The 26,193-nt window shown below is 47.1% G+C and carries 24 protein-coding genes; 10 read left to right on the top strand and 14 right to left on the bottom strand.

What is annotated here, in order from left to right:
- Positions 1 to 100 precede the first annotated feature (100 nt).
- The 11 genes from M1B78_RS05110 to mraZ form a co-directional block, all read right to left on the bottom strand.
- Positions 101 to 841 (bottom strand): cell division protein FtsQ/DivIB, encoded by a 741-nt coding sequence (locus M1B78_RS05110; protein ID WP_257940079.1) that lies wholly within the window; start codon positions 839 to 841, stop codon positions 101 to 103.
- Positions 834 to 2,219 carry a UDP-N-acetylmuramate--L-alanine ligase gene (gene murC, locus M1B78_RS05105; RefSeq protein WP_136008871.1) on the bottom strand — a complete coding sequence of 462 codons (1,386 nt, stop codon included), beginning with the start codon at positions 2,217 to 2,219 and terminating at the stop codon, positions 834 to 836. The genes M1B78_RS05110 and murC overlap by 8 nt, the downstream gene beginning before the upstream one ends.
- A complete protein-coding gene (gene murG / locus M1B78_RS05100; RefSeq protein WP_257940078.1) occupies positions 2,219 to 3,439 on the bottom strand; it encodes an undecaprenyldiphospho-muramoylpentapeptide beta-N-acetylglucosaminyltransferase in 1,221 nt (406 codons plus the stop codon). The genes murC and murG overlap by 1 nt, the downstream gene beginning before the upstream one ends.
- A 101-nt stretch (positions 3,440 to 3,540) precedes the next feature.
- Positions 3,541 to 4,866 carry an FtsW/RodA/SpoVE family cell cycle protein gene (locus tag M1B78_RS05095; RefSeq protein ID WP_257940077.1) on the bottom strand — a complete coding sequence of 442 codons (1,326 nt, stop codon included), beginning with the start codon at positions 4,864 to 4,866 and terminating at the stop codon, positions 3,541 to 3,543.
- Positions 4,867 to 4,934: 68 nt separating this feature from the next.
- On the bottom strand, positions 4,935 to 6,269 hold the full coding sequence (gene murD, locus M1B78_RS05090) for a UDP-N-acetylmuramoyl-L-alanine--D-glutamate ligase (RefSeq protein WP_257940076.1): 1,335 nt from the start codon (positions 6,267 to 6,269) through the stop codon (positions 4,935 to 4,937).
- Positions 6,270 to 6,321: 52 nt separating this feature from the next.
- Entirely contained in the window at positions 6,322 to 7,590 is a 1,269-nt protein-coding gene (mraY, locus tag M1B78_RS05085) for a phospho-N-acetylmuramoyl-pentapeptide-transferase (RefSeq protein ID WP_136008875.1), read from the bottom strand.
- Positions 7,591 to 7,686: 96 nt separating this feature from the next.
- Positions 7,687 to 9,135, bottom strand: coding sequence for a UDP-N-acetylmuramoyl-L-alanyl-D-glutamate--2,6-diaminopimelate ligase (locus M1B78_RS05080; protein WP_176467993.1), 1,449 nt, complete (start codon positions 9,133 to 9,135; stop codon positions 7,687 to 7,689).
- Between the two features lie 45 nt (positions 9,136 to 9,180).
- Positions 9,181 to 11,319, bottom strand: a complete 2,139-nt coding sequence (locus M1B78_RS05075; RefSeq protein WP_257940075.1) for a penicillin-binding protein — start codon at positions 11,317 to 11,319, stop codon at positions 9,181 to 9,183.
- A gap of 86 nt (positions 11,320 to 11,405) precedes the next feature.
- Entirely contained in the window at positions 11,406 to 11,756 is a 351-nt protein-coding gene (locus tag M1B78_RS05070; RefSeq protein ID WP_136008878.1) for an FtsL-like putative cell division protein, read from the bottom strand.
- Between the two features lie 6 nt (positions 11,757 to 11,762).
- Positions 11,763 to 12,686: a 16S rRNA (cytosine(1402)-N(4))-methyltransferase RsmH gene (rsmH, locus tag M1B78_RS05065; RefSeq protein WP_136008981.1), complete on the bottom strand. Its 924-nt coding sequence runs from the start codon at positions 12,684 to 12,686 to the stop codon at positions 11,763 to 11,765.
- A 10-nt stretch (positions 12,687 to 12,696) separates the two neighbouring features.
- Positions 12,697 to 13,173, bottom strand: coding sequence for a division/cell wall cluster transcriptional repressor MraZ (gene mraZ, locus M1B78_RS05060; RefSeq protein WP_136008879.1), 477 nt, complete (start codon positions 13,171 to 13,173; stop codon positions 12,697 to 12,699).
- A gap of 193 nt (positions 13,174 to 13,366) precedes the next feature.
- Between mraZ and M1B78_RS05055 the strand changes: the two genes are divergently transcribed.
- Entirely contained in the window at positions 13,367 to 13,516 is a 150-nt protein-coding gene (locus M1B78_RS05055; RefSeq protein WP_168354254.1) for a hypothetical protein, read from the top strand.
- Positions 13,517 to 13,647: 131 nt separating this feature from the next.
- Here the strand turns inward: M1B78_RS05055 and M1B78_RS05050 are convergent, their stop codons facing one another.
- Entirely contained in the window at positions 13,648 to 14,151 is a 504-nt protein-coding gene (locus M1B78_RS05050) for an RNA polymerase sigma factor (protein WP_257940074.1), read from the bottom strand.
- A 561-nt stretch (positions 14,152 to 14,712) separates the two neighbouring features.
- Between M1B78_RS05050 and M1B78_RS05045 the strand changes: the two genes are divergently transcribed.
- The 5 genes from M1B78_RS05045 to M1B78_RS05025 all read left to right on the top strand — a co-directional run bounded on the left by M1B78_RS05045 (position 14,713) and on the right by M1B78_RS05025 (position 18,960).
- Positions 14,713 to 15,531, top strand: a complete 819-nt coding sequence (locus M1B78_RS05045; RefSeq protein WP_136008881.1) for a 1-acyl-sn-glycerol-3-phosphate acyltransferase — start codon at positions 14,713 to 14,715, stop codon at positions 15,529 to 15,531.
- A 44-nt stretch (positions 15,532 to 15,575) separates the two neighbouring features.
- The gene (locus M1B78_RS05040; protein ID WP_136008882.1) at positions 15,576 to 16,553 is read left to right on the top strand and encodes a GNAT family N-acetyltransferase; all 978 of its coding nucleotides are present in this window, start codon (positions 15,576 to 15,578) and stop codon (positions 16,551 to 16,553) included.
- Between the two features lie 394 nt (positions 16,554 to 16,947).
- A complete protein-coding gene (locus tag M1B78_RS05035) occupies positions 16,948 to 17,223 on the top strand; it encodes a hypothetical protein (protein ID WP_257932263.1) in 276 nt (91 codons plus the stop codon).
- 79 nt (positions 17,224 to 17,302) lie between these two features.
- On the top strand, positions 17,303 to 18,421 hold the full coding sequence (locus M1B78_RS05030) for a 6-bladed beta-propeller (RefSeq protein WP_257940073.1): 1,119 nt from the start codon (positions 17,303 to 17,305) through the stop codon (positions 18,419 to 18,421).
- On the top strand, positions 18,418 to 18,960 hold the full coding sequence (locus M1B78_RS05025) for a hypothetical protein (RefSeq protein WP_257940072.1): 543 nt from the start codon (positions 18,418 to 18,420) through the stop codon (positions 18,958 to 18,960). Before M1B78_RS05030 ends, M1B78_RS05025 begins: the two co-directional genes overlap by 4 nt.
- Positions 18,961 to 18,978: 18 nt before the next feature.
- Here M1B78_RS05025 and M1B78_RS05020 read toward each other — a convergent pair whose 3' ends face one another.
- Entirely contained in the window at positions 18,979 to 20,307 is a 1,329-nt protein-coding gene (locus tag M1B78_RS05020) for a deoxyguanosinetriphosphate triphosphohydrolase (RefSeq protein WP_257940071.1), read from the bottom strand.
- A 305-nt stretch (positions 20,308 to 20,612) separates the two neighbouring features.
- Between M1B78_RS05020 and dut the strand changes: the two genes are divergently transcribed.
- The 4 genes from dut to M1B78_RS05000 all read left to right on the top strand — a co-directional run bounded on the left by dut (position 20,613) and on the right by M1B78_RS05000 (position 24,953).
- Entirely contained in the window at positions 20,613 to 21,047 is a 435-nt protein-coding gene (gene dut / locus M1B78_RS05015; RefSeq protein WP_176468033.1) for a dUTP diphosphatase, read from the top strand.
- 143 nt (positions 21,048 to 21,190) lie between these two features.
- Entirely contained in the window at positions 21,191 to 23,041 is a 1,851-nt protein-coding gene (locus M1B78_RS05010; RefSeq protein WP_257940070.1) for a tetratricopeptide repeat protein, read from the top strand.
- Positions 23,016 to 23,609 carry a DUF4292 domain-containing protein gene (locus tag M1B78_RS05005; protein WP_136008888.1) on the top strand — a complete coding sequence of 198 codons (594 nt, stop codon included), beginning with the start codon at positions 23,016 to 23,018 and terminating at the stop codon, positions 23,607 to 23,609. The genes M1B78_RS05010 and M1B78_RS05005 overlap by 26 nt, the downstream gene beginning before the upstream one ends.
- A 42-nt stretch (positions 23,610 to 23,651) precedes the next feature.
- Positions 23,652 to 24,953 carry a murein hydrolase activator EnvC family protein gene (locus tag M1B78_RS05000; protein WP_257940069.1) on the top strand — a complete coding sequence of 434 codons (1,302 nt, stop codon included), beginning with the start codon at positions 23,652 to 23,654 and terminating at the stop codon, positions 24,951 to 24,953.
- Positions 24,954 to 25,062: 109 nt separating this feature from the next.
- Here the strand turns inward: M1B78_RS05000 and M1B78_RS04995 are convergent, their stop codons facing one another.
- Positions 25,063 to 26,133 (bottom strand): M20 family metallo-hydrolase, encoded by a 1,071-nt coding sequence (locus M1B78_RS04995; RefSeq protein ID WP_257940068.1) that lies wholly within the window; start codon positions 26,131 to 26,133, stop codon positions 25,063 to 25,065.
- Positions 26,134 to 26,193: the final 60 nt, after the last annotated feature.

Genomic DNA, 26,193 nt, shown 5'->3' with positions numbered 1-26,193 from the left:
TCTTCATTTACAATTTACCATTTACCATTTACAATGTACAATTGGGTTGCACTATTATGCCGCATGGCTGAATTGTACTTTATACATTGTAAATGTTACATTACTTCTCTCTTTTCGTGCAGATAATCTGATTATCGAATTCAACGTTAATGCGGGAGTATTTGTTCCAGCCTACCTGGTTTAATCCTCTTTCGTAGAATGCTTTTACACGTTTCAGTTTCTTTTCAAAATCGGCCATCTTACCCAAGTAGATGAGATGGTCGCCGACGCGTGGCACTAATTCTATGTTTTTGCCCGGCAGCACATGAATCTGTTCAATTTGTGCATTCCAAAAAGAATTCTTCTGCAAAAATACACCAAACTTATATAAATCCCTCATGGCAAACGACTTTTCTACGTTTCCGGTCACTATGGCAAGGTGTGCAATGCACTTTGCATCGGGAGGCATTACAGTGCCTTTGTTGTCCAGATAGTAGTTCTCGCCATTGGCGCTCATCACGCGCAGGATAGGGATGCGCTGGGTCACTTCGATGCAAAGCTTGCCGCTTGGAGTTTTGTAACATTCCGCTTGGTCGATGAGGGGATGTTTGGCGAGTTCGCGTTCTAAAGTCTTGGTGCGCACGCGCTTCAAATCTTTCCCAATGGGGCTGATGCCTTTCTTTTCCAGCAGGGTAGCTACTTCCTTCTTCGTGATGAAGCCCGCATATATCGTGTCCTCTATCACCAGCTCCATGTCATGGCACACTTGGGAGACCGGTTTGCGGTTTAAGGTAGTGACAGCCACCACCAGATAGGCAATAACAAGCAACAGAACGATAGAAAGTAGAATCCTTTTAATCATGATACTTCTCTGATAATAGTTTGCTGATTTGGGGCACATAGTTATCCAAGTCTCCGGCTCCCAGCACTACCACTACTTCGGTATACTTTTGAGAGAGAAGGCTTAGGACATCTTCTTTCCTGCAGATGCATTTTTCGATGTCGGGGTGGAGATTGTCGTAAATCAACTGGCTCGTCACGCCGGGAATCGGTTGCTCGCGGGCAGGGTATATCTCTGTCAGAATCACCTCGTCGGATAGGGAGAGGCTGTCTGCAAAATCCCGGTAGAAGTCGCGGGTACGGGTGTACAAGTGAGGCTGGAAGATGACGGTTATCTTCTTGTCCCGATACAGTTCACGGACGGACTTCACGCTTTGGGCTATTTCCTCCGGGTGGTGGGCGTAGTCGCTGAGAAATACAATCTTGTCATTCTTCAGTTTGAAGTCGAAGCGGCGGTCTACTCCGCGGAAGCTCGCCATACCCTGCTTGATTTCCTCGTCAGTGGCGCCGCTCAAGTGGGCGAGTGCCATGGCTGCCACACCGTTTTCGATGTTGATGCTGACGGGAACGCCCAACTGAATATTGTTGATGCGAGTGTCCGGTGCTACGAAGTCGATGAAGATCTCACCGTTTCCGATACGGATATTTTCGGCATGGAAGTCACCCTCGTTGCGTGAGTAGGTGTAGGTGGTTACCCCCGGCTGTACGTCGGGCTGCATCTCCAGTCCTTTGTGCAGAATCAGAGCACCGCCAGGCTGGATAAGCGTTGTGTAGTGGCGGAAGCTTTCAAGATAGGCTTCTTTGGTTCCATATATATCCAGGTGGTCGGGGTCGGTGGCAGTAATGACACTCATCCAGGGTGACAACCAGTGGAAAGAACGGTCGAACTCGTCGGCTTCGATGACGGTATAGGGACTGGTGGGGGAAAGCAGCAGGTTAGTGCCGTAGTTCTTGGCAATTCCTCCGAGGAAGGCAGTACAGCCTACATGCGACTGGTGCAGCAGATGGGCAGCCATGGTGCTGGTTGTGGTCTTGCCGTGTGTACCTGCCACGCACAGGCCTTTACTGCTGCGGGTGATGATACCCAATACTTGGGAACGTTTATGTATCTCGAAACCATTTTCGCGGAAGTAGGTCAGTTCGGCATGTTCTTGCGGTACGGCAGGGGTGTAGACTACCAGCGTGCTTGTCTTGTCTTTGCACGATGTAGGGATAAGGTCGATGTCTTCCTCGTAATGTATTTGTGCACCCTCCGTAATCAGACGTTCGGTCAGGTCGCTCGGCGTACGGTCATATCCGGCCACCTGCTTTCCTTTGGAAAGGAAATAGCGTATCAGAGCGCTCATACCGATGCCGCCCGCACCGACGAAATAAACGGATTTGATTGTTTCGATATTCATTATTTTAATTGATGATTAGGGTTGGTAATTAACTTCAATACCTCTTTGGCTATGACAGTGGCCGAATTGGGCAATGCCAACTTGGCAATGTTTTCACTTAAGTCTTTCAGCTTTTGGGGATTGCTAATGGTCTCTAAAGCTATCGGCAATAGTTTGTCTTTCGCTTCTATGTCTTTCACATAGATGGCTGCATTTTTATCCGCCAGCGCCAGTGCATTCTTGGTCTGATGGTCTTCGGCCACATTAGGCGAAGGAACCAAGATGACCGGTTTGTGCAGCAGGCAGAACTCGGAGATGGAGCCGGCTCCGGCACGTGAAATCACCAAGTCGGCAGCGGCATAAGCGTTTGCCATATCCTTGATAAAGTCCGTTACATACAGATTCGGAATGGTGCTGATGTGCGGATTGCGTACGACTTCTCCCGTGGCGGTCGTAATGGTTTCTCTGACTTGGTCAATGTATATTTTGCCCGTCTGCCAGATGAATTGTACGTCGGGGTGGGCACGGACAACGTCCAGACTGGCGGTCAGTGTCTGGTTGATGGTGCGGGCTCCCAGGCTTCCGCCCAGGATGAGGATAGTCTTCCTTTCCGGATTCAGTCCGAAGTACTTTACGGCGTCTGCGTGCAGGGTGGAATGTCCGAGCAGGTTCTGGCGTACCGGATTACCGGTCATGATTATTTTTTCTGCCGGAAAAAACTTTTCCATGCCTTCGTAGGCTACACAAATTTTGCAGGCTTTCTGTGCTAGCAACTTATTGGTGACACCGGCGTAGGAATTCTGTTCCTGTATCAGAGTGGGAATGCCCATCATTCCTGCCGTTTTCAGCGTAGGACCACTGGCATAGCCACCTACACCCACGGCCACTTGCGGGCGGAACTCCTTGATGATGCTCCATGCTTTCCACTGGCTCCGTATCAGTTTCAGCAGTACGGAGAAGTTCTTCCACAGATGTTTGCGGTCGAATCCGGCAACGGGCAATCCTATAATCCGGTAACCTGCATCCGGAACACGCTGCATTTCCATTCTTCCTTCGGCACCTACGAAGAGGATTTCGGCGTCGGGGCACAGCTCTTTTATGGCATTAGCGATGGAGATTGCCGGAAAGATATGTCCTCCGGTGCCGCCGCCGCTGATGATAAGCCTCACCTTCGACCTCTTCTCCGTAGGGAGGGGGGTAGAGTTGCTTTGGGTGGTATAGTTGTTTACATCTTTACTCATATTCTTGTTTTTCGTTATTTTTGTATTATTGGCATACTCTCCATTACTAAATCATGCTTTTCTCTCCTCCCTACGGGAGAGGGGTTGGGGGGGAGAGACCGTCATTCAAACTCCGTATCATTGTTCAGTGCCTTTGCCGTCGGTTCGGCGGCAGTCTGTGCCTCGCTGTCGGCCGGTTGCTCCGGGGGGACTGTATTTCTGGCATCTACCAGCATCGGTACTTGTGCATCGTGCATCCGTTGTTCTTCCAGCTTGGCTGTATATCGGCTGACGCTCAGTATCATGCCGATATATATACAGTTGATGATGGTGGAGGTTCCTCCGCGGCTGATAAGCGGTAAGGGTTGTCCCGTAACGGGTGCCAGACCAACAGCCACCATCATATTGAACATGGCTTGTGTCACCAGTAGCAAGGCAATGCCTATGACAAGGAAAGCCGGGAAGGTACGGTTGCATTTTTTTGCGATACGTCCCGCCCTTATCAGCAGAATGATGTAGAGCAGTACTACGATGGCAGCGGGAAGTAACCCCAATTCTTCTACAATGATGGCGAAGATAAAGTCGGAGTAGGCTTGGCTCAGGAAGTCCCGTTGAACGGAGTTCCCCGGTCCCTTGCCCAGAATGTGGCTGGTTGCCATGGCTATGCGTGCGTGTCCCACTTGTGCGTCGCGGTCAATGTCGAATTTGGCTGCGGGCACCTCTTCGGAGCTAACAAATTTCTCGATGCGTGTGCGCCAAGTGTCGAAACGGTGTAGGAAACGGCTGTCCACGTCCTTGGTCAGTTCCAGGAAAAGCACACCTGCCACGGCGATACCCAAGAGGATGCTTGTCAGTATCGTTATCTTCTTGGCGGCAATGCGTCCGATGAACATCATCAGATACACCACTCCGAAGAGTAGCGCTGCAGTGGAGAAGTTCTCCGGGAAGATGAGCAGACAGAACAAACCGGTAATTCCCATGATGTATTTGAAGGCTTTGGGATTTGCTCCCTCTTCGGTTTGTCCCCTTGAAAGGTTGTAGGCGGTGGCTATCATCACAGTCATCTTGGCAAATTCAGATGGCTGGAACTGTATGCCAAGCAATTTTATCCATCGTCCTGCATCATTGGTCTTTTCGATAACCAGCACTCCGGCTATGCTTAGGTCGTTGCACACCAACAGCATGATTAGGAAAATAAGTGTAGGTATGAACAGCAAGTAAGGAATGCCTTGAAACCATTTGTAGGGGATGTTGTGGAACAGCACCACGAACAAGGTGCCTATCATTAGGAAGATGGTGTGGCGCGTGATGGGCCCCCAGTGGTTGCCACTTTGATAGACTAGCGTGCTCGATGCACTGAACACCTCTATTATGGAGATGAGGCAAAGAAAGAGGAAAATCATCCAAATCACTTTGTCCCCTTTGAATATGCTCTTTAATAAATCCAATGCTTCGCAAATTAAAAATTAATAATTAAAGTATTAAAAGTTGCCGTTCTTGTTACGGCATCCGTAACTTATAGAGCCCTGACACATGCTTTGAATTGGTCGCCGCGGTCCTCATAGCTCTTGAAGAGATCGAAGGAGGCACAGCAAGGGCTAAGCAACACAGTTTCACCTTTCTTTGCCAGTTTGAAGGCTGCTTCTACGGCATCCTTCATGCCGGTCTGAACATCAGCTACGGGCAATCCCAGGCGGTCGAAGAAGTCGTGTAACTTTTCGTTGTGCAATCCTAAATATACCAGGGCGGAACACTTTTCGCGTACAAGGTCTTCGATTTCCGTATAATCGTTTCCTTTGTCCTTACCACCAAGGATAAGTACGGTTTTGCCAGCCATGCTTTGCAGGGCATACCAGCAGGAGTTTACGTTCGTTGCCTTGGAATCGTTGATGAAGTTCACGCCACGTATGGTGGCTACTTTCTCCAGCCGGTGTTCCACTCCCTTGAAGTCGGACAAGGCCTTGCGGATATATTCTTTCCGGATGCCGGCTAAATTGGCCGAGATACCGGCGGCTAACGAGTTGTATAGGTTGTGTGTACCGTGAAGCGCCAATTCCTCCTGCTCCATGTTGAAAGCTATCGGTTCGTTGATTTCCACTTCACCGTCTTCCACGTATGCGATGGCCCCGTCTTCCTTTACGGCAGCAAACGGGTAGAGATGGGCGCGAAGGCCATGCTTGTCCAGTTCGCGTTTGATGATGGGGTCGTCGTTCCAGAAGATAAAAGCATCTTCCGGTGTCTGATTTTGAGTGATGCGGAATTTGGCGTCCACATATTTTTGCATGCAGTGGTCGTAGCGGTCCAAGTGGTCCGGAGTGATGTTCATCAGTACGGCAATGTTGGCACGGAAGTTATACATATTGTCCAGCTGGAAGGAACTCAACTCAATGACGTAGTAATCATGCTGCTCTGTGGCCACCTGCAAAGCCAGACTGTTGCCGATGTTGCCGGCGAGGCCGACGTTCAGGCCTGCACTTTTGAAGATGTGATAAATGAGCGAGGTGGTTGTTGTCTTTCCGTTCGAGCCGGTGACACAGACCATCTTTGCGTTAGTGTATCGTCCCGCAAACTCTATCTCAGAGATGACGGGCGTACCTTTTTCCTTTAATTTCATAATGAGCGGAGCGTCGTTGGGGATACCGGGGCTTTTCACCACTTCGTCAGCATTCAGAATCAGCTCTTCTGTGTGGTGTTCCTCTTCCCAGGCAATGCCGTATTTATCCAGCAGTTCCTTGTATTTGTCTTTGATGGCGGACATGTCGGAGACGAACGTGTCGAAACCTTTCACTTTGGCCAGTACGGCAGCACCTGCGCCGCTTTCGCCAGCTCCTAATACTACAATTCTACTCATAATCTTTATATGCTAATATGTCAATGTGGGAAATGTGCGGATGCACCCCGCATTATCTGATTTTTAATGTTATAATCGTTATCGCTGCCAATACAATCGTCACAATCCAGAAGCGGATGGTGATTTTGGATTCATGGAACAACTTGTCTGGTTTGGTGAATACCACGCTGCATCCTGGCTCTATCTGGTTCATGGAGGTGCGGAAGTGGTCGTGTATTGGCGTTCGCTTGAAGAGGCGTTGCTTCACGCCTTTCCGCTTGCCTGCCTTGTAGTAGAAGCGTTGCAGGATGACCGAGAGGTTCTCCACGAGGAAGATACCGCAAAGGATGGGTATCAGCAGTTCCTTGTGAATAATGATGGCATATACTGCGATGATTCCTCCAATGGTCAGGCTGCCCGTATCACCCATGAATACTTGGGCCGGATAGGCATTGTACCACAAGAAGCCGATAAGCGCACCGATAAAGGCGCAGATAAAGATTACCAACTCTTCTGAGCCGGGAATGTACATGATATTCAGATAACCGGCATATTCAATGTGGCTCGACACGTAGGCGAGTATTCCCAAGGTCAGTCCGATAATGGCGGAGTTTCCTGCTGCCATTCCGTCCATTCCATCATTCAGATTGGCACCGTTGCTGACGGCGGTAACTACAAAAATCGTGATAATCACAAACAGTATCCAACCTACTGTCTGGGCATGTTCACCCATGAAACTCACTAAATCGGCATAATCGAAGTTATTGCTTTTGAAGAATGGGATGGTGGTTTGGGTTGCCTTGATTTCTTTGGCGGCATGCACCACTTCTATCTGTCCGTCCGACTTCTCCATTTCTATGTTCTCGCGGATAACCACCTGCGGACTGAGGTAAAGAGTCAGTCCGACGATAAGTCCCAAACCTACTTGACCGATGATTTTGAACTTGCCGTGCAGCCCTTCCTTGTCTTTTTTGAATATCTTGATGTAGTCGTCGGCAAAGCCAAGCGACCCTAACCAGATTGTGGTAATCAGCATCAATATCATATAAATATTGCTCAATTTACCCAGTAACAAGCAAGGAATGAGTATGGCAAAAATGATGATGACACCGCCCATGCTGGGTACTCCCACTTTGTTCACACCGAATGGGTCGATGTTGGCATCGCGTTGCGTCTCGGTAATTTGCTTGCGTTTCAGCAGGTTGATGAACTTGTCTCCCCAAATGCTCGAAATGAGCAATGCCAGAATGATTGCCATCAACGAACGGAAGGATGTATAGCCGAACATGCCCGCACCGGGGAAGTCATATTTGTCTAACCATTGAAATATGTAGTATAACATGATTCTAATTATTTAATTGTTTTAATGTGCCGATATGCTAATTAATAAGGAATGCGGTTTTCTACAATACCACATGGCTATTGGCACATTGGTATATTAGCACATGATCTCATTTAATATTTCTTTATCGTCAAAATGGTGTTTGACACCTTTAATCTCCTGATAATTCTCATGCCCCTTGCCTGCAACGAGAATTACGTCTCCCGGTTGTGCCAGCATGCAGGCTGTTTTGATGGCTTCGCGGCGGTCGGTGATGCTGATTGTTTTCTGCATGTCGTCTTTATCCAGACCTGCCAGCATGTCATTGATGATGTCCTGCGGCTCTTCAAAGCGCGGGTTATCGGAGGTGATGATGACCCGGTCGCTCAAACGGGCAGATTCTTTGGCCATGATGGGGCGCTTTCCCTTGTCGCGGTTGCCACCGGCGCCCACAACGGTAATAACTTTCCCTTTTCCTTCCAGCACTCCGTGAATGGCGTTCAATACATTGACCAGTGCGTCCGGAGTATGTGCATAGTCCACAATGGCGGTGAAGCCTTTCGGTGAACGGATGGTGTCGAAGCGGCCGGTTACCGGATGTAGCGTGCTGAGGGCAACCAGTACATCTTCTTCTTTCTTGCCTAGCAATACGGCGGTACCGAATACTGCCAATAAGTTATAGGCATTGAACTTTCCGATGAAACGCACTGCCAATTCATGGTTGTTGAAGTCAAGTAACATTCCCTCGAAATGGGATTCCAGGATTTTGCCTTTGAAGTCGCTGAGACTACGCAAGGAGTAGGTGTATATCTTTGAACGGCTATTTTGTGTCATCACAAGTCCGTTCTTGTCATCCAGATTGGTCAAGCTGAAAGCTCCTTTTGGCAGTTCGTCGAAGAATTTCTTCTTGGCCTTGAGGTAATTTTCCACTGTCTTATGATAATCTAGGTGGTCGCGGGTCAGATTAGTGAAAACACCACCGGCAAACTTCAGACCGCTGATGCGCTTCTGGGCAATGGAGTGGGAGCTGACTTCCATGAAGGCGTATTTACAGCCGGAATCGGCCATTTTGCCAAGCAGACGATTCAGGGTGATAGGGTCTGGAGTGGTATGTTCGGTCGGTACGGGCTGGTCGTCGATGTAATTGCATACGGTGGAAACCAGTCCGACTTTATAGCCGAAGTAGCGGAAAGTATTATATAATAAGGTAGCGGTGGTCGTTTTTCCATTGGTTCCGGTCACACCGACAAGTTCCATCTTGGATGTAGGGTCACCATAGAAAGTGGTGGCTACTTTTCCTACAGCATCTTCACTGTCTTTCACCTGAATGTAGGTGATGCCGGTTCTGAGCTCTTCCGGCAATTCCTCACACAATACTGCAACAGCCCCTTTGTCGATAGCAGCCGGGATATAGGCATGTCCGTCGGTCTGTGTACCACGCATGGCCATGAACAGATGTCCGGTTCCTATCAGGCGGGAGTCTATATTCACTCCTGTTATTTCCATGCTTGTATTTCCGATAACCTGAACCGGTTGTATTGTTTTCAACAAATCACTTAATTTCATACCTTATTATATATAATGTGTATCCAAATCTTGTTTATTCTCATGTTAACGTAGAGTCAGGGCTATGGTCTGTCCTTTCACTATCCGGCTACCGCTTGCTATGGATTGGTTCCTCACCCGTCCCACTCCGCTTAGTCTTACTTTCAGTCCTTTGCTCTCTAAAAGGTAGACTGCATCTTTCGCTCCCATACCGACCACGCTGGGCACGGTGCCTGAGGCCGGTTCCCGGTCTTGCAGGATGACTGCTGCCGGGGCAGCTTGTGTATGCCCCCATTGTTCCTTTCTCCTTTCTCCGGAGAACTGTTTCTGAACGGGTACTTTCAAATCGTTCAATACAAGAAGTGCTTCGTTCATCTCTCCGGCTTTCACAGGAGGAATCACATTGGTGGTACTGTCTATAGCATTGCGTATGTCAAAACGCAGATTTTTGGCATAAACTCTTTCCGCTATTTTCCCAAAGACACTACCTGCCATCAAGCCGCCCGAAGCCGGCAACCCGGGCTTCTGGATGGAAACTATACAACTGTATTTGGGTGCTTCCGAAGGGAAATAGCCGCAGAAACTTACCAGATAGTTCACGCGTCCCGCTTTATATCCGGCTGCTCCTTGTGAAATCTGTGCCGTACCCGTCTTGCCTGATACGGAGAACTGTTTGCTGCCGGCAGGTTTTGCCAGTCCTTGTGACACCACTTTCTGAAGGATTTCACGGATTTGTGTCAGGGTACGGTCGGAACATATCTTGGAATTGATTACTTCCGTAGGATATTCTTTCACTACCTCACCGTCCTTTACCGCTGCTTTCACAAACTTGGGGCGTACCATGGTTCCGTTGTTGGCTATGGCATTGTAGAAGGTCAGTATGTTTATGGGAGGTATCTGGGTCTCGTAACCGATACTCATCCATGGCAAAGTCGTTTTGGCAAAATAACGTTCTTTAGGTCCTTTGATGTTGGGCTTCCCTTCGCCGGGTATTTGCAGATGAAGCGGCTGGTTGATGCTCATACGCTTCAAACCGTCCACGAACTTTTGCGGATTATCCTTGTAGTACTTGTCGATGAGGTAGGAGACACCCACATTGGAAGAAACTTCCAGAATACGTGTCACATCTATCTTTCCGTAACCTCCCCGGCGCCAGTTGTGATCTCTCATCTTACTGCCGTACATATTCATAATGCCGTTGCCCGTGTCTACTTCGGTATCCGGGGTTATTTTCCCGTCTTCCAGTGCCACCATAATGGAGGCTGTCTTAAAGGTGGAGCCCGGTTCCAACATATCGCTGATGGCATTACTGTTCATTTCATAGTAATTGCCGTCCCCGGCTTTCATCATGTTGACAATGGCCTTTATTTCTCCGGTAGCCACTTCCATCAGTACGGCTACTCCGACGTTGGCATTGATTTCCTTCAGCTTGTCCACCAGGGCTTTTTCGCAGATGTCCTGCATGCCTACGTCGAGGGTGGATATGATGTCACAACCATCTATCGGGGGAAGGTCTATGATGTCTAGGTATTTGTTCATCACCTTCTGGCGGTGGGTAATACCGTTCCGTCCTTTCAGTAGGGTATCGAAGGCCAACTCAATGCCGTTGCGGGCTCCCATGGCCGTATCGGCATAAAGACGGCCCAAGGTTTGGGCAGCCAAAGAACCGAATGGTTTTTTACGCTGGTTATATATCTGTTCGTGGAAACCGCCTCTGTATCTGTTCATCTTGAATACGGGTAACCGTTTGGCTTCCTTATACTGAATGTAAGAGATGCGCCGGTTGCGGTTGGGAAGAATGTTGTAGTTCCGGCTCTTCATTTCCCGCCCCTTGCGCAGATGGTTTTTGAAGGTGGCAGTACTGATGTCCGGAAAAATTTGATGAAGCCCGATACAGATAGAATCGAAATTGGCTTTCCAGATAGAATCCTTACGCTGTTGGTCTTTTTTGCGGCGCTTCTCATCTCTTTCGCTCGACATAAAATCCATGAAGATTTTGTATTCCGGCAGAGAACTTGCCATCAGTTTGCCATCCGAGGACAGAATATTTCCCCGGTTGGGCTTTACCGTTACATTCTCTTTTACGAAGCGGTCGGCTACATCGTGCCAGTACTGTCGCTCGGCAAACATAATCATGGCGCCTTTCACGACAATAGCTATCCCCGTCAGCCCTATGAGTAGGACGACGAAGAAGTAACGGTTCATTATGTTTTTTTGATTTACAGCCAATGTTATTTACGATTTAACGATTTACGATGTACTATTGAAATTACTTTAGTCTCAATTCTCCATTATTTTAGTAAGTACGGCGGATTAGTGGAAGTCTGCAAATCGCTTTCTTTGGTGGCGATATATTCCTCGATGCGCGATTGGCGGCTCCGTTCCATCAATTCTGAACTACGTGTCAAGGCGTCGTACTTGATGTCTATCAGCTCTTTTTTAAGATTGTCTATCTCAATCAGCTGCAGTTGGCATTCGTAACGGTTGTTGATGTAAATAATGATAAGCACTATGATAAGGAACAGCAATCCGGCTTGGCGGCGAAAGAAGTCTGTGGCCAGTATGTCGCCTCCGATGATGTTCTTCAGTGAGGTGCGTTTTTTCACCTTCTCCGTATTCTTTTCTTCTTGCTTCTTTTCCATTGCTAGTCACTGATTGTTCATTACTTTTTCTGCAATTCTCAGTTTGGCACTTCGCGAACGCGGATTGCGTTCTATCTCTTCCTTGTCCGGTACGATTACTTTGTTGTTGACCAGCCGGAACGGGGTCAGCACATTCCCGAAGAAATCTTTTTCGGCTTTGCCTTCCACATTGCCGGTTTTCATGATATTCTTCACTATACGGTCTTCCAAGGAGTGATAGGTTATCACCACTAGGCGACCTCCCGGCTTTAGTGCTTTGGTTGCTGCATATAGCATTTCCTTCAGTGCCTCCATTTCTTGGTTTACTTCAATGCGCAATGCTTGAAATACCTTTGCCAGTTCTTTCTTCTCACGTTCGCGGTCGAAGAGTGGCTTAACGATTTCCAGGAATTCACCGATGGTGGCAATTCTCTGCGTTGCCCGTGCCTTGACAATGACAGATGCCAGTTTCCGGCTGTTTTTCAGCTCGCCATACAAATAAAAGATATCGGCCAGCTTTCCTTCTTCGCAAGTATTTACAATGTCGGCAGCAGTCAGGCCGGCACGCTTGTTCATACGCATATCCAGTGCCCCGTCGAAACGGAAGGAGAATCCCCGTTCGCTGTCATCAAAATGATGGGAAGATACGCCGAGGTCGGCAAGTATGGCATCCACTTTTTCAATGCCGTGATAGCGTAGGAAGTTGTGCAGGTAGCGGAAGTTGCTGCGTACGAATGTAAAATGCGGGTTGTTCACAATGTTGCGTTCCGCATCCTCGTCCTGGTCGAAGCTTAACAGCCGGCCGCCGTCTTCCAGACGTGACAGTATCTCGCGCGAATGCCCTCCTCCGCCAAACGTCACGTCTACATACGTGCCGTCCGGGCGGATGTTCATTGCATCTACGCTTGGCATCAGCAATACGGGGGTATGATATGTTATTTCTTCTTTCATCATCTGTTGTTTATAGCTTGTTTTCGTCACAACAAATATTTTCGTCTCCCAACAGTTCTTCAAGAGCCTCGCCGAACTCGTCGGGGGTCATGAATGGTTGGTCGGCACGTTCCTTGGCCCAAATCTCTATAGTGTTGTCCACGCCAATGAAGCGGACATCACTTTGTATACCCGCCATTTGCAGGTAACGTTTGGGGAGCAGGATGCGTCCGTTCCCGTCAGGGGTCACGACTTCCGCGTCACTTACGAACTGGCGGAAAATCATTTGTTGCTTGGCGTTCCATTTATTCAGCCGGTGGCGAAGTTGGTTTTGAGTGGCAAACCATACACTTTCCGGGTAGAGCACCAGGCAATCCTGATACACGTCCTTGCGCAATACGAGTCTTTCTTCAGAAGCGGCCTGCAGCTGTTTCCGGAAAGTAGCAGGGATGAAAACTCTTCCTTTTGCATCTGCCTTAGCCTCGATGTTGCCTAAGAATTGTATCATTTTTTACCTTATTATAATAAGCGACGGTAAAAGTACGCATTTCCCCACAATTCCCCACAATCTTTTGACTAAAATCTTAAGAAGAAGTTTTCAACACCTTGTTGATAGTTTATTCGTTTGATAATGAAGCTACTTCTGAAATGCTTTGCTGGTGGGGGATTTGTGCGGTTTCTCTAAAAAAAACAGTGAGGAGATGATGGCTTTCAGGATGAAAATCAGGCTGAGTAAGCAGGCAGGAGATGTGTCGGGTGGAAAGGCGGTCACACGGGCATTTGGATGCTGCCGCACCGCACATTGGCTGAGACTGTACGTAGGGTCGCACCTGTGCACCGGAGCCACATAGCATGGATATCCCCGGTGTAGGCATATGTTTCTCTTTAGGTATCTTGATTGGTGTCTTATGATTGCCCAAGATAAACGTGTTTACTTTTTATCCGGCCAATCGATAAACAATTCTTTGTTGGTCCTACTCTTTTATCTGAAATCTTTCAGTTCTTGTTGCAGTTTCTGGCGGGTAAAGAAGATGCGGCTTTTTACTGTTCCAAGTGGGAGTCCCAGCTTTTCTGCGATTTCACGATACTTGAAACCGGAAACGTGCATGGAGAAAGGAATCTTGTACTCACGTGGCAGGGCATTGACAATGCGGTGCATTTCCTTCAGGTCGTAGGCGCTCTCTGTGCTGTCGAGTGCGAGGTCATGTGGCGTGTTCAGGTGATAGAGATTGTCTGTGGTATCTACAAACGTCTGGTCGCGTACCACTTTGCGGTAATTGTTGATGAAAATATTGCGCATGATGGTATATATCCATCCTTTAAAGTTGGTATCAGGTGTATATTTCTCTTCATTGTCCAGAGCTTTTAATGATGTCTCTTGAAGCAGGTCGTGGGCCTCTTCGCGGTTGGAGGTTAATTTGTATGCAAAGCGTAATAAGTCGTTTTGAACTCCGAGCAGGTCTTGGGTAAATGTTCTGTTATTCATAATGGATATTTTTAAATTTATCGTTCGTTTTATTGATGATGCAAAACTACGGGTGATTCTTCTTTCTGGCAGGTGGAAATCAAACTTCTTTTGAGCTAAAATCTAACAATTGGCAGTTTTCGGGTGGTTTTAGTTAGTTTTCAGTGCATTGTTTTTATGCGTTTCTTTCAATTTGATTCCTATAAATGAAATCTATCAGTTTGTTGTGGTTTCTTGTTGTATTGGGGATAAGTTGCAGCCGGCTGGTTATGAAGGAATTTAAATAGAACTTAATCCGGTGTGCGACCAAGAATAGCTATCCTGATTTTGTATATAATATTATCGTGGAAGCGTAACGGCTTGAATGAGTTTATGCGCGAAATATAAGAGATGAGGCGATGATGGAGAAGGGAATCTTGAATTCCGGGCAGATGGATTTCGAACACACTTTCGGGGGGAGAAACTGTCGATTGATAGTTTTTAGGTGCTATTTGATAGATTTTGGGTGCAGTTTTCTGTCATTTTTTTGCGATTAATTAAAAAGATAAGTTAATTTTGCGCATTCATTTCATCAAAAGAAGAATGGCTGACGACTCTTTATTTTTGATTGACATAGACAAAATACTTCGGGAAAAGGCTCCGAAGCAGTCTAAGTATATCCCCAAGTTCGTGGTTTCTTATTTGAAGCATATCGTTCATCAAAAGGAATTGAATGTCTTTTTGCGGGAGTCGAAAGATAAAGTCGGTGTAGATTTTCTGAAGGCTTGTCTGGAGTTCCTTGATGCCAATATTGTGGTAAAGGGGGAGGAGAATCTGCCTAAAGAAGGACTTTATACTTTTGTATCCAACCATCCTTTGGGTGGGCAGGACGGAGTGGCGTTGGGTTATGTCCTGGGCACCTTTTATGGTGGCAAGGTGAAATATATGGTTAACGACTTGCTGATGAACCTGCACGGACTGGCACCGCTCTGCATCCCCATTAACAAGACGGGAAAGCAGGCCAAGGACTTCCCGAGGATGGTGGAGGCGGGATTTGCTTCGGATAATCAGCTCATCATGTTTCCCGCAGGGCTTTGTTCGCGTAGGCAGAATGGGGTCATCCGTGACTTGGATTGGAAAAAGACCTTTATCGTGAAGAGTGTCGAAGCCCACCGTGATGTAGTTCCCATCCACTTCGAGGGGCGGAACTCCAACTTCTTTTATAATCTTGCCAATTTTTGTAAGATGTTGGGCATCAAGTTCAATATAGCCATGCTCTACTTGGCAGATGAAATGCTGAAGAACCGTCATAAGACATTTACCATCACCATAGGGAAACCTATCCCCTGGCAAACTTTCGACAAATCGAAAACTCCGGCCGGATGGGCGCAATATGTGAAGGATATTGTATATAAATTGTAGAGAGACTGTATTTGTATTTAAAGAAGAACTACTAACAAAGAAATATGGAAGATGTAATTGCACCGATAAGCAAGGAACTGCTGAAAGCGGAGTTGACTGAGGAGAAGCGCCTGCGTATGACTAATAGAAGTCATAACCAGATATATATCATTACTGCCCAAGACTCTCCGAATACCATGAAGGAAATCGGCCGTTTGCGCGAGATTGCATTCCGCGCTGCGGGAGGAGGAACGGGCAAGTCAATGGATATTGACGAATATGACATCATGGACAACCCGTACAAGCAGCTCATTGTATGGAATCCGGAAGCCGAAGAAATCTTGGGAGGATACCGTTATATCTTGGGTACGGATGTGCGTTTCGACGCGCAGGGAGCTCCTATTCTGGCCACTGCCCACATGTTCAACTTCTCGGACAAGTTCCTGAAGGATTATCTTCCTATGACTATCGAGCTGGGGCGGTCTTTTGTTACGTTGGAGTATCAGTCTACGCGTACCGACAGTAAGGGACTGTTTGCATTGGATAATCTGTGGGATGGCTTGGGCGCACTGACGGTAGTCATGCCCAATGTGAAATATTTCTTCGGAAAGGTGACCATGTATCCCAGCTATCACCGTCAGAGCCGTGATAAGATTCTTTATTTCCTTCGGAAGCATTTTGCCGATAAGGACAATTTGATTACTCCGATGAAACCGTTGATTCTGGAATCGGACGAGAATGAATTGGATGCTCTCTTCTGTAAAGAATCTTTTAAGGAAGACTATAAGATTTTGAATTGTGAAATCCGTAAGGTGGGTTACAATATTCCTCCGTTGGTGAATGCCTATATGAGTCTTAGCCCTACCATGCGCATGTTCGGTACAGCCATCAATTACGGTTTCGGTGATGTGGAGGAAACGGGCATCTTGATTGCTGTGGACGAGATTCTGGCAGATAAGCGTATCCGTCACATCGAGTCATTCATAGCGAACGAACCGGAGGCGTGCAAGTTTACGTCGGGAGCGAATAAGGTAGTTTCTTGAAAGAAATATCAGAGAGAATAGTGTGAAGCGTAGCAAACCGGCTGAAAGGCCGTTTGCTACGCTTTTCCTGTTTTAAAGTCAGACTCGACCGGTTTTGGTAAGTGACTTTTCCTAAGAAGTTGTTGGGATGAGATTCAATAGGTTTTAAAGAGGTGCCGTATGGTTTCAAGTATGATTTATCACAAGCAGATAGACATCATGAATATCAATGGCTAGCTCAGACGATTAATCTGGGCGCATCATCCGCCTATACCTAAATGTTCTATTTATTGTGTTCCCAATGCTTGTAATGGGATTGCCAATCTTAAAATATAGTCTGAATATTTGCATATCTTGTTTATTTTGTTTATTTTGTTTATATTTGTCATATTAATTCCTTTAAAAAGGAGGTATTATGAAAAGCATTATGAAGGTTTTGTTTGCATTGTTTGGGCTAATATTGGTAGGAGCAAATGTTTATTCTTCACAAAGAGGTAATGTTGCTGAGCAAAATGTGGAGAGCTTGTCTGCTGCCAGTGCTAAAACGGGAACTCCTATTGTTCGCCAGGTGAATTTCGAAGTATCAGAAACTGTGACGACTTTTGATGAAATTACAACTTGTATGTCTGGAACATCGCAGATTTGTAATGCAGGTACGGTTCATGTTATAGTTTCTAATCCCCGTAATTGACTTTGTTGTGGTTGAAAGGATAGAGGGTATGCTGCTTGTGATATCAAGGCATACCCTTCATTTTTAAATTTGTATATTTATGAAGCATCTACTTTTTTTAATGTTAGCACCTTTTATGTGCTTATCTTGTGGTAATAAGGGACATAAAGACTTACAAACAGCTTATTCGATGAATTTGGATACTGCCTTGCAGCTATTGCCGGAAATAACAGATGTGGAATGTATTCCTTTGGAGACGAACGATGCATCGCTGATTGCTGATATAGACAAGGTGTTGTATTGCAATAAAACGTTTTATATCTTTGATAAAATAGGGAAAAAGGTTCTATTGTTCGATAGACAGGGGAATTTTCTAAAATCCATTCATAAGATAGGGCAAGGACCTGGTGAATATACCGAACCGTGTGATATGGATGTTGACGGGGAAGGAAATATTTATTTGGCGGATTGGGCTACCCAAAGTATCATTATGTATAGAAGTGGTGATGAAAATAATTATGAGGTCAATCGGATAGGAGCATATTTCCTTGATTTTGCGGTAGTAGGAAATTCAGTCTATCTGGGGCTTGTCTATCAAGAAGGAGAGGCTCGCCAGAATTTGGTAGTTTGGAGTAAGGAAAAAGAAAAGACTATGGTGTTGAAGAACAAACTTTTGCTGGAAGGTAATAAATTGCCTTATAGAGCCAAACATTATATTTTTCGTTCAGATGATAAAGTGTATTATTATGAGCGTTTTAATTCGTATATTTATCGGTTGGAGGAAGGTAAGGCTGATTCCTGTATCAGTTTCTCTTCCAAGAAGATTCCAACGGAAGAAGAGGTGAAATTGTGGGCGCAAAGCGATCCGGAAGAACAGATTCAGAAAAGTTTTCAATATATAGCGGATGTGTCTGCTTGCTATGAGACTGATGACTGTATCTTTATTGTTTTCCAATCAATTCCTGCCAGCTATGGTATGATTGATAAGAAAAGTGGAATGAAATATTATGTGAGTTCCAAAGATGTGGCAAGCATTCCGGCTATGGGCGTTTGTGCGATAGCAGAACAATCTTTTGTTTCTTATTTTAATCCGGCAGATAAAAAAGCGGAAAAAGTGCTTCATGCAATTTCTGATACGAAGAAAGTGGAAAAGTTGCGTGCTTTGCCAGAAGATGCCAATCCGGTTCTTTTACTCTTTAAATTTAAGAATAGAGAATGAGAATTTGTGGTTTGTTATTTTGCATGATGCTCTTAACCTCTTGTCGGGACGTTGAAAAAGAAAGCAAAATTGCCGATGTGGAAAGTTGGATTGGAAAAGAGATTCAATTTCCAACAGATGGAGTTTTTACTCGTATGGGAAGAGACACTGTGTTCTGTTTCCCAAAGCTTCCTTATACGATAGTCAATTATATTGATTCTGCTGGTTGTGTCGAGTGTAGGCTTCGGGCATTGGAATGGAAGGATTTTATGAATAGATTGGAAATGAAATATCCTGGAATGGTATCACTGCTTTTTTATATTCAGTCAAAAAATATGAAAGAATTGATATGGATTTTGAGGGGAGATGATTTCAGTTATCCGGTTTGTATTGATAAAAACGGAGATTTTAATAAAATGAACCAATTGCCTTCTGATGAGGCCTTTGGAACTTTCCTGTTGAATGCGAACAAGGAAGTTCTGCTTGTTGGTAGCCCGGTTGGCAATAAGTCTTTGGAACGATTATATATGGATGAATTTGAACATTATAAAAAGTTTTAGCTTGTCGGGTGTAGTCTCCTACACCGCTGGCAAGCTATTCCCGTTTATCTTCCTGTATAAATCGAGCGCAAATACATCCGTCATTCCGGAGATGTAATCCAATACCGCCTGTATTCTTTCGTAGAGTACAGGCGCTTTTATATTGTACTGGCCCGATACGCGGTTGATGAGCAGTTGCGAATAGGCCTTTTCCGGAGAACATACGGCATCTATCATCAGCTCGAGCAGGGTGCTGATGATGCGGAAACCTGCAAGCTCGATGTCCAGTACGTCGCGTGAGCGGTAAATCCTCTTCATCGAGATGTCTGCACAATGCTTGTAGGCATTGGCGGGCACTTCGGATATATGGTTGATGAGGCTTCCTTCAAATTCTCCTTTCAGAATCTTTTCTTCATTGTCGGTAAAGGCTTGAACGCATTCTCTGATGAGCAACCCGATGACGCTGGAACGCAGATAGGCTATCTGTTCATTGGTATCGCTCACTATCTCCATCGTTTTCAGCCGGTGCGCCTGGCGTTCTTCCGAGAAGTAGGAGAGAAGCAGTTCTTTGGTTTCCTGCGTGGTCAGGATTTTCAGCTTGTGGGCATCCTCGATGTCCATCATCTGGTAGCAGATGTCGTCGGCGGCCTCTACAAGATAGACTAGCGGGTGGCGGGCATACTTTAGCGGGTTGTCGTTCAGTTTCTTTATGCCCAGTTCTTCTGCTATACGGCGAAAACTTTCTTCCTCTGTGGTGAAGAAACCGAATTTGGACTTCTTGCCTGCAAGACTCGATGAAAAGGGATATTTCACGATGCTTGCCAGGGTGGAGTAGGTGAGTACGAACCCTCCCTTTCGTCTTCCCTCGAACTGGTGGGTGAGCAGGCGGAAAGCGTTTGCATTTCCTTCAAAATGGGTAAGGTCTTCCCATTGCGCGGGTGTCAGTTGTTCTTTCAGGGGCATTCCTTTTCCTTCGGAGAAAAAGGTGGAGATGGCACGTTCTCCCGAATGTCCGAAAGGAGGATTTCCCAAGTCATGTGCCAGACAGGCGGCGGAAACGATAGAGCCTATTTCGGTGAGGTAGCTGCCTTGCAACTCCGGGTGGCGGGCAATGAGGGCTTTCGATACATCGTTGCCCAGCGAACGGCCTACGCATGATACCTCGAGGCTGTGCGTCAGCCGGTTGTGGACAAATACGCTACCGGGAAGAGGGAATACCTGGGTCTTGTTTTGCAGACGCCGGAAGGGTGCGGAGAAGACGAGGCGGTCATAGTCCCGTTGGAACTCCGAGCGGTTTTCACGACGTTCCTGATGGAACTCTTCCAGTCCGAAACGTTTGGCAGATATGAGCGTATTCCAATTCATCATGAGGCTATTTACTATTTGACGATTTGATGTTTACGATTGAAGTTACTATTATTTAACTGCAAATGTATCACTATTTTGTGTAAAAAGTCGTATTTTCGCCCAAGTTTGTAGTGAAATGCCACGGCTCTTTCATTTAAAGGAGTCATTAGGGGGTAACTCAATTGAGTTGCTTCTGTTAGCTCCCTAACTTCTTTGAATGAAAGAACCGTAGTGAAACACAAATGAATCGCGAAACTTGAATTACTCGAACCGTAAGAATAGAAGTAGCTCCAATTGTAAATCGTCAAATCGTAAATGACATCATGCTGAACGTACAAATCATCAATAAATCAAAGCATCCGCTTCCGGCTTATGCCACTGAGTTGTCTGCGGGAATGGATATCCGTGCAAACCTTAATGAACCTATCTCGCTGGCTCCGATGCAGCGCTGCCTGGTGCCTACGGGCCTTTACATCGCTCTTCCGGAAGGATATGAGGCGCAGGTGCGTCCGCGCAGCGGACTGGCCATCAAGAAAGGGATTACCGTGCTGAACTCTCCCGGAACAATCGATGCCGATTACCGGGGAGAAGTCTGTGTGATTCTCGTCAACCTTTCCGCGGAAACCTTTGTTATTGAAGATGGGGAAAGAATTGCCCAGATGGTGATAGCGCGTCATGAGCAGGCAGTCTGGCAGGAAGTGGAAGTGCTGGATGAAACGGAACGTGGTGCCGGAGGCTTCGGACACACAGGTAAAAAATGAATGGATATTGCCCCGTTTGACAGACACTTGTGCTTGTCGGCTCAGACACGGGTGTCTGTCGCAACAAAGGCTTGTATCTGTCACGTCAGACACAAGTGCTTGTCAAACGGGATTTTATAAGTTAAGAATTTGTAGCTAAATAGATGAGAATCAGACTGAAAATATTCATGCTCCTATTGGCGGCCTTTCCCTGGCTCACCTCTTGCGGGGCATTGATTGGGGGAATCGTTGGCGGTATGACGGCCGGTGTGGCTCCCGTTGTCGCATCCCATGCCGCTGCCAAGAAGGAAAAGAAGAAGGCGGGCAGGAAACCGGAACAGCTTCCGCCGCAACTCACCCCTGAACAGCAGCGCCGTTACGACTACTTCTTTCTCGAAGCAGCCCGCTTGAAAGTACAGAAAGACTATGACGCGGCTTTCGACATCCTGCAGCATTGCCTGGCAATAAATCCGAACGCTTCATCGGCCTTGTATGAGATGGCCCAATACTACATGTTTCTCAAGCAGGTGCCGTTGGGGCTGGCCGCGTTGGAAAAGGCGGTGGAGAATGCTCCCGACAATTACTGGTATGCCCAGGGACTGGCCAATCTGTATATGCAGCAAAACGAAACGGAGAAAGCCTCTACCTTGCTGGAGGATATGGCGGTACGTTTTTCGGACAAGATGGAGCCGCTGTACAACCTGCTCGAGATTTATAACCGGCAGGAGGAGTATGACAAAGTTATCGGTATACTGAACAAGCTCGAAGAGCGGATGGGTAAGAATGAACAGCTCAGCATGGAGAAGTTCCGCATTTATCTGCAAAAGAAGGACGACAAGAGCGCCTTCCGTGAAATAGAAAGTCTGGTAGAAGAGTATCCCAACGACAGGCGCTATCAAGTGGTGCTGGGGGATGTCTATATGCAGAACGGGAAAAAGCAAGAAGCTTATGAGATTTACAAGAAGGTGCTGGCAGAAGAGCCGGACAATGCAATGGCCATGTACTCATTGGCTTCTTATTACGAAGAAACCGGGCAGAAGGAGCTGCATGAACAGCAACTGGACACGCTGTTGCTGAACAAGAAAGTGGCGTCGGACACCAAACTGAACGTGATGCGGCAGTTCATCGTGCAGAATGAGCAGGCCGGCAAGGACAGCACCCGTGTCATTACCCTTTTCGACCGCATCATGGAGCAAGACCCCGATGAAGCACAATTGCCCTTGCTGTATGCCCAATATCTTCTTTCCAAGGGAATGAACAAGGAGGCCTGGCCGGTTTTGCGCCAGGTACTTGCCATAGACCCTACCAATACGGCAGCGCGTATGACTCTGCTGGGTGAGGCTGTGCGTCAGGAAGACTACAAGGAAATAATGAACTTGTGCGAAGCCGGTGTCGAATCCAATCCCGATATGCTGGAGTTTTATTTCTATCTGGCCATTGCCTATAACCAGGCGGAACGGACGGATGATGCCCTTGCTGTCTGCCAGAAGGCCTTGTCGCACGTCAAGGACGACAGCAGGAAAGAGGTCGTATCAGATTTCTATGCCATTATCGGTGATGCCTATCACAGCAAGAACCTGCATGCAGAAGCGTATGCGGCTTATGATTCCGCTTTGGTGTACAATCCCTCGAACATCGGTGCCTTGAACAATTACGCATATTACCTTTCCGTAGAACGCCGCGACTTGGACAAGGCGGAAGAGATGAGCTACAAGACAGTGAAAGCCGAACCTGCCAATTCCACCTATCTCGATACATACGCATGGATATTGTTTGTCAAAGGCAATTACGCCGAGGCGCGTCTCTACATAGACGAGGCGATAAAGAACGACAAGGATAGCAGCGACGTGGTCTTGGAGCATTGCGGAGACATTTATTACATGACGGGCGATGCCGAAGGTGCCTTGAAGTATTGGAAGCAAGCCTGGGATAAGGGCAATCGCTCTGATACGTTGAAACAGAAAATACAAAAAAAGAAATATATATCAGATGAAACTAAACCTACTGAACAATAATGATGCAGCAAGGGCATGCCGCCTTTTGTCTTTGCTGATGTTGCTGGCTGTGGGGCTTGCCGGTTGCAAGACTTCGAGCCACTCGGGTGCTCTGTCCGGAGAGTCGGCCTGCCTTTCCTCCAAAGTGCAGCTGACGGTACCTCATAAAGATGCCACTCTTACCGTGAACGGTACGATGAAGCTGAAGAAGAAAGAATGCATGCAGATCTCCTTCTTGATGCCGATACTTCGTACGGAGGTGGCACGTATGGAAGTCACCCCGGATGAGATTCTGCTGGTCGATCGTATGGGAAAGCGTTATGTCCGTGCAACACGTAAGGAACTGAAGAATGTACTGCCCAAGAAGGCAGATTTTGCCCATCTGGAAAAACTGCTTTATGCCGCTTCCAAGCCCAATGGCAAGAAGGTGCTTACCGGCAAGGAACTCGGTATACCCTCTCTGGAAAAGGGAAAGATTGAACTTTCCAACTTCTCGGATAAGCCTTTTGTACTGACTCCTACCCAGCTCTCACAGAAATATAAAGAGGTGGAGCTGGAGGAACTGCTGGAAATGCTGATGGACCTTTGATTAGTTGATAATTGACAGTTGTTGGATAATCCCTCATAACTTATGAAGCTTCTCCTGTTCTTCTTTCTCCTCCTTTTGCCGGTTTCTCCGCTCCTTGCCCAGTCCAACAAGCTGATTAAGGAACTGGAAAGCAAGCGTGGTGCCTTGCAGCAACAGATAGCGGAGTCGGAGACCCTGTTGATAACCACCCAAAAGGATGTGGGAAGCCAGTTGAAAGGCCTTGCTGCACTAACCGGACAGATAGAAGAACGTAAACGTTATATTCTGACTATCAATAATGATGTGGAGTCCATAGAGCGCGAGTTGTCTTCATTGGAGCGCCAACTGACCCGTTTGCAACGTGATTTGAAGGATAAGAAGCAGAGGTATGAATCGTCCGTTCAATATTTGTATAAGAACCGTTCCTTTGAAGAGAAGCTCATGTTCATCTTCTCTGCCAAGAGCCTGGCGCAGACCTACCGCCGCATGCGCTACGTACGCGAATATGCTACTTATCAACGCCTGCAAGGCGAGGAGGTGTTGAAAAAGCAGGAACAGGTGAACCGCAAGAAGACTGAACTTCAGCAGGTGAAGGCTGTCAAGGAGGGATTGCTGAAAGAACGTGAAGAGGAAAAAGTCAAGCTGGAAGCACAGGAGAAGGAACAGAAGTTGCTGGTAGCCAACCTGAAAAAGAAACAGCGGGGATTGCAGAACGAACTGAACAAGCAACGCCGCGAAGCCAATCAGCTCAATGCACGTATTGACCGCCTGATAGCGGAAGAGATAGAGAAAGCGCGTAAGCGTGCGGCAGAAGAAGCGCGCCGTGAGGCTGCCGCACGTAAAAAGGTTGGTGAGAAAACTGAAAAGCCAGCAACTGCCTCTACGCCCGCAAAGTCGAAGGCACAGCCTTTGGAAACCTACTCCATGAGTAAGGCAGACCGTGAATTGTCCGGGAACTTTACTAATAATCGCGGTAAGTTGCCGATGCCCATCACCGGAGCGTATATCATCACCAGCCATTACGGCCAGTATTCTGTGGAAGGTTTGCGCAATGTCAAGCTGGACAATAAGGGCATCGATATACAAGGAAAGCCGGGTGCCCAAGCCCGCGCCATCTTCGACGGCAAGGTGGCAGCAGTCTTTAAACTGAACGGGCTGTTCAATGTTCTTATCCGCCATGGAGATTATATATCTGTTTATTGCAATTTGTCATCGGCTTCAGTGAAGCAGGGTGATGACGTGACTACCAAACAGACCCTCGGACAAATCTTCTCGGATGGGGCCGACAATGGCCGTACGGTGCTGCACTTCCAATTGAGGAAAGAGAAGGAAAAACTGAATCCGGAGCCGTGGCTGAACAGATGATAGTCTCAATTGTATACTGAGATACCTCTGTTGCAGTATGCTTGATAACAATGGTTTATAAATGGAGACCCGGTGTGGATAAAAAGTGACAATGCTCACCCCTTTCCTCTTATATTTTTGTCCCTTCCAATAGCTTCAGATACATCTCTATCGCTTCTTCAATCTCTTTGATAAAGATGAATTCGTCGGCAGTGTGTGAACGGGCGCTTTTTCCCGGTCCCATCTTCAGAGAAGGGAAGGGCATCAGTGCCTGGTCGGACAAGGTGGGTGATCCGAAGGGAGTACACCCCATGGCAATAGCTTTTTGCACTACCGGATGCTCCGGGGCTACGTGCGAGGAGCTTAACCGGAAGGAGCGGGCTTTGGCTTCACACGTGATGTGTTTCCGTATTTCATCAAATAGCTCTTGATTAGTATAACACTCGTTGCTGCGGATGTCTACGACAAAAGTACAACGGTCGGGAATGACGTTATGTTGTGTGCCGGCATTTACCATAGTTACACTCATTTTCACGGGACCCAGCAGGGAAGATTCTTTGGGGAAATGGTAATCACGAAACCAGGCAATATCGTCCAATACCTTATATATGGCATTGTCCCCTTCGTTTCGGGCAGCATGTCCCGATTTTCCGGTAGCAGTTACATCCAGCACCATCAAGCCTTTTTCTGCAATGGCAGGTTGCATCTCCGTCGGCTCGCCTACAATGGCAAACTGTATGGGGGGCAGTTCCGGTAGCACGCACTCTATTCCACCTTTGCCCGAAACTTCTTCCTCGCACGAGGCAAGATATATCAGATTGTAGGCCTGGGTGGTGCGGCACAGCGTGAGGAACACTTGCAGCAGGCTGACAACACTTGCTCCGGCATCATTGCTGCCCAGCCCATAGAGCTTTCCGTTACTTTCCTGCGTGGGGGTAAAGGGGGCTTTCCGCCACCCGTTGACGGGTTTTACGGTGTCGATATGCGAATTCAGCAGCAAGGTCGGTTTCTTTAGGTCAAACATCGGGCTGAGGCACCACACATTGTTGCCTTTACGTCCTGTTGCCATGCCTTGCATCTCGATATAGTCTTGCAGATAATCCGCCGCTTTCTCCTCGTCGCGGCTCAGGGAAGGAATGGCTATCAGTGATTTGAGCAATCCGGTTGCTTCGGAAGTTAAAGTCGGTATATCGTAAATCATATTCAGTAAATAAATAATCCAGCTGCAAACTTACGAATAAAAAACGGAAAGGAGCACCCA

This window comes from Bacteroides muris (ex Fokt et al. 2023) (assembly GCF_024704895.1).
Lineage (GTDB): Bacteria > Bacteroidota > Bacteroidia > Bacteroidales > Bacteroidaceae > Bacteroides > Bacteroides muris.
This window is presented reverse-complemented; position numbering and strand designations above follow the sequence as displayed.

What these genes read in the sequence shown, in the direction of transcription:
- M1B78_RS05055 (WP_168354254.1), top strand. Translation starts at nt 13,367, where the DNA reads ATGATGGCTTTCAGGATGAAAATCAGGCTGAGTAAGCAGGCAGGAGAT.
- rsmH (WP_136008981.1), bottom strand. Translation starts at nt 12,686, where the DNA reads ATGAAAGAAGAAATAACATATCATACCCCCGTATTGCTGATGCCAAGC.
- M1B78_RS05005 (WP_136008888.1), top strand. Translation starts at nt 23,016, where the DNA reads ATGAAACTAAACCTACTGAACAATAATGATGCAGCAAGGGCATGCCGC.
- M1B78_RS05080 (WP_176467993.1), bottom strand. Translation starts at nt 9,135, where the DNA reads ATGAAATTAAGTGATTTGTTGAAAACAATACAACCGGTTCAGGTTATC.
- M1B78_RS05040 (WP_136008882.1), top strand. Translation starts at nt 15,576, where the DNA reads ATGGAAGATGTAATTGCACCGATAAGCAAGGAACTGCTGAAAGCGGAG.
- M1B78_RS05030 (WP_257940073.1), top strand. Translation starts at nt 17,303, where the DNA reads ATGAAGCATCTACTTTTTTTAATGTTAGCACCTTTTATGTGCTTATCT.
- M1B78_RS05000 (WP_257940069.1), top strand. Translation starts at nt 23,652, where the DNA reads ATGAAGCTTCTCCTGTTCTTCTTTCTCCTCCTTTTGCCGGTTTCTCCG.
- M1B78_RS05050 (WP_257940074.1), bottom strand. Translation starts at nt 14,151, where the DNA reads ATGAATAACAGAACATTTACCCAAGACCTGCTCGGAGTTCAAAACGAC.
- M1B78_RS05010 (WP_257940070.1), top strand. Translation starts at nt 21,191, where the DNA reads ATGAGAATCAGACTGAAAATATTCATGCTCCTATTGGCGGCCTTTCCC.
- M1B78_RS04995 (WP_257940068.1), bottom strand. Translation starts at nt 26,133, where the DNA reads ATGATTTACGATATACCGACTTTAACTTCCGAAGCAACCGGATTGCTC.
- M1B78_RS05025 (WP_257940072.1), top strand. Translation starts at nt 18,418, where the DNA reads ATGAGAATTTGTGGTTTGTTATTTTGCATGATGCTCTTAACCTCTTGT.
- mraZ (WP_136008879.1), bottom strand. Translation starts at nt 13,173, where the DNA reads ATGATACAATTCTTAGGCAACATCGAGGCTAAGGCAGATGCAAAAGGA.
- M1B78_RS05020 (WP_257940071.1), bottom strand. Translation starts at nt 20,307, where the DNA reads ATGATGAATTGGAATACGCTCATATCTGCCAAACGTTTCGGACTGGAA.
- murG (WP_257940078.1), bottom strand. Translation starts at nt 3,439, where the DNA reads ATGAGTAAAGATGTAAACAACTATACCACCCAAAGCAACTCTACCCCC.
- murC (WP_136008871.1), bottom strand. Translation starts at nt 2,219, where the DNA reads ATGAATATCGAAACAATCAAATCCGTTTATTTCGTCGGTGCGGGCGGC.
- mraY (WP_136008875.1), bottom strand. Translation starts at nt 7,590, where the DNA reads ATGTTATACTACATATTTCAATGGTTAGACAAATATGACTTCCCCGGT.
- M1B78_RS05045 (WP_136008881.1), top strand. Translation starts at nt 14,713, where the DNA reads ATGGCTGACGACTCTTTATTTTTGATTGACATAGACAAAATACTTCGG.
- M1B78_RS05070 (WP_136008878.1), bottom strand. Translation starts at nt 11,756, where the DNA reads ATGGAAAAGAAGCAAGAAGAAAAGAATACGGAGAAGGTGAAAAAACGC.
- murD (WP_257940076.1), bottom strand. Translation starts at nt 6,269, where the DNA reads ATGAGTAGAATTGTAGTATTAGGAGCTGGCGAAAGCGGCGCAGGTGCT.
- M1B78_RS05110 (WP_257940079.1), bottom strand. Translation starts at nt 841, where the DNA reads ATGATTAAAAGGATTCTACTTTCTATCGTTCTGTTGCTTGTTATTGCC.
- M1B78_RS05035 (WP_257932263.1), top strand. Translation starts at nt 16,948, where the DNA reads ATGAAAAGCATTATGAAGGTTTTGTTTGCATTGTTTGGGCTAATATTG.
- M1B78_RS05075 (WP_257940075.1), bottom strand. Translation starts at nt 11,319, where the DNA reads ATGAACCGTTACTTCTTCGTCGTCCTACTCATAGGGCTGACGGGGATA.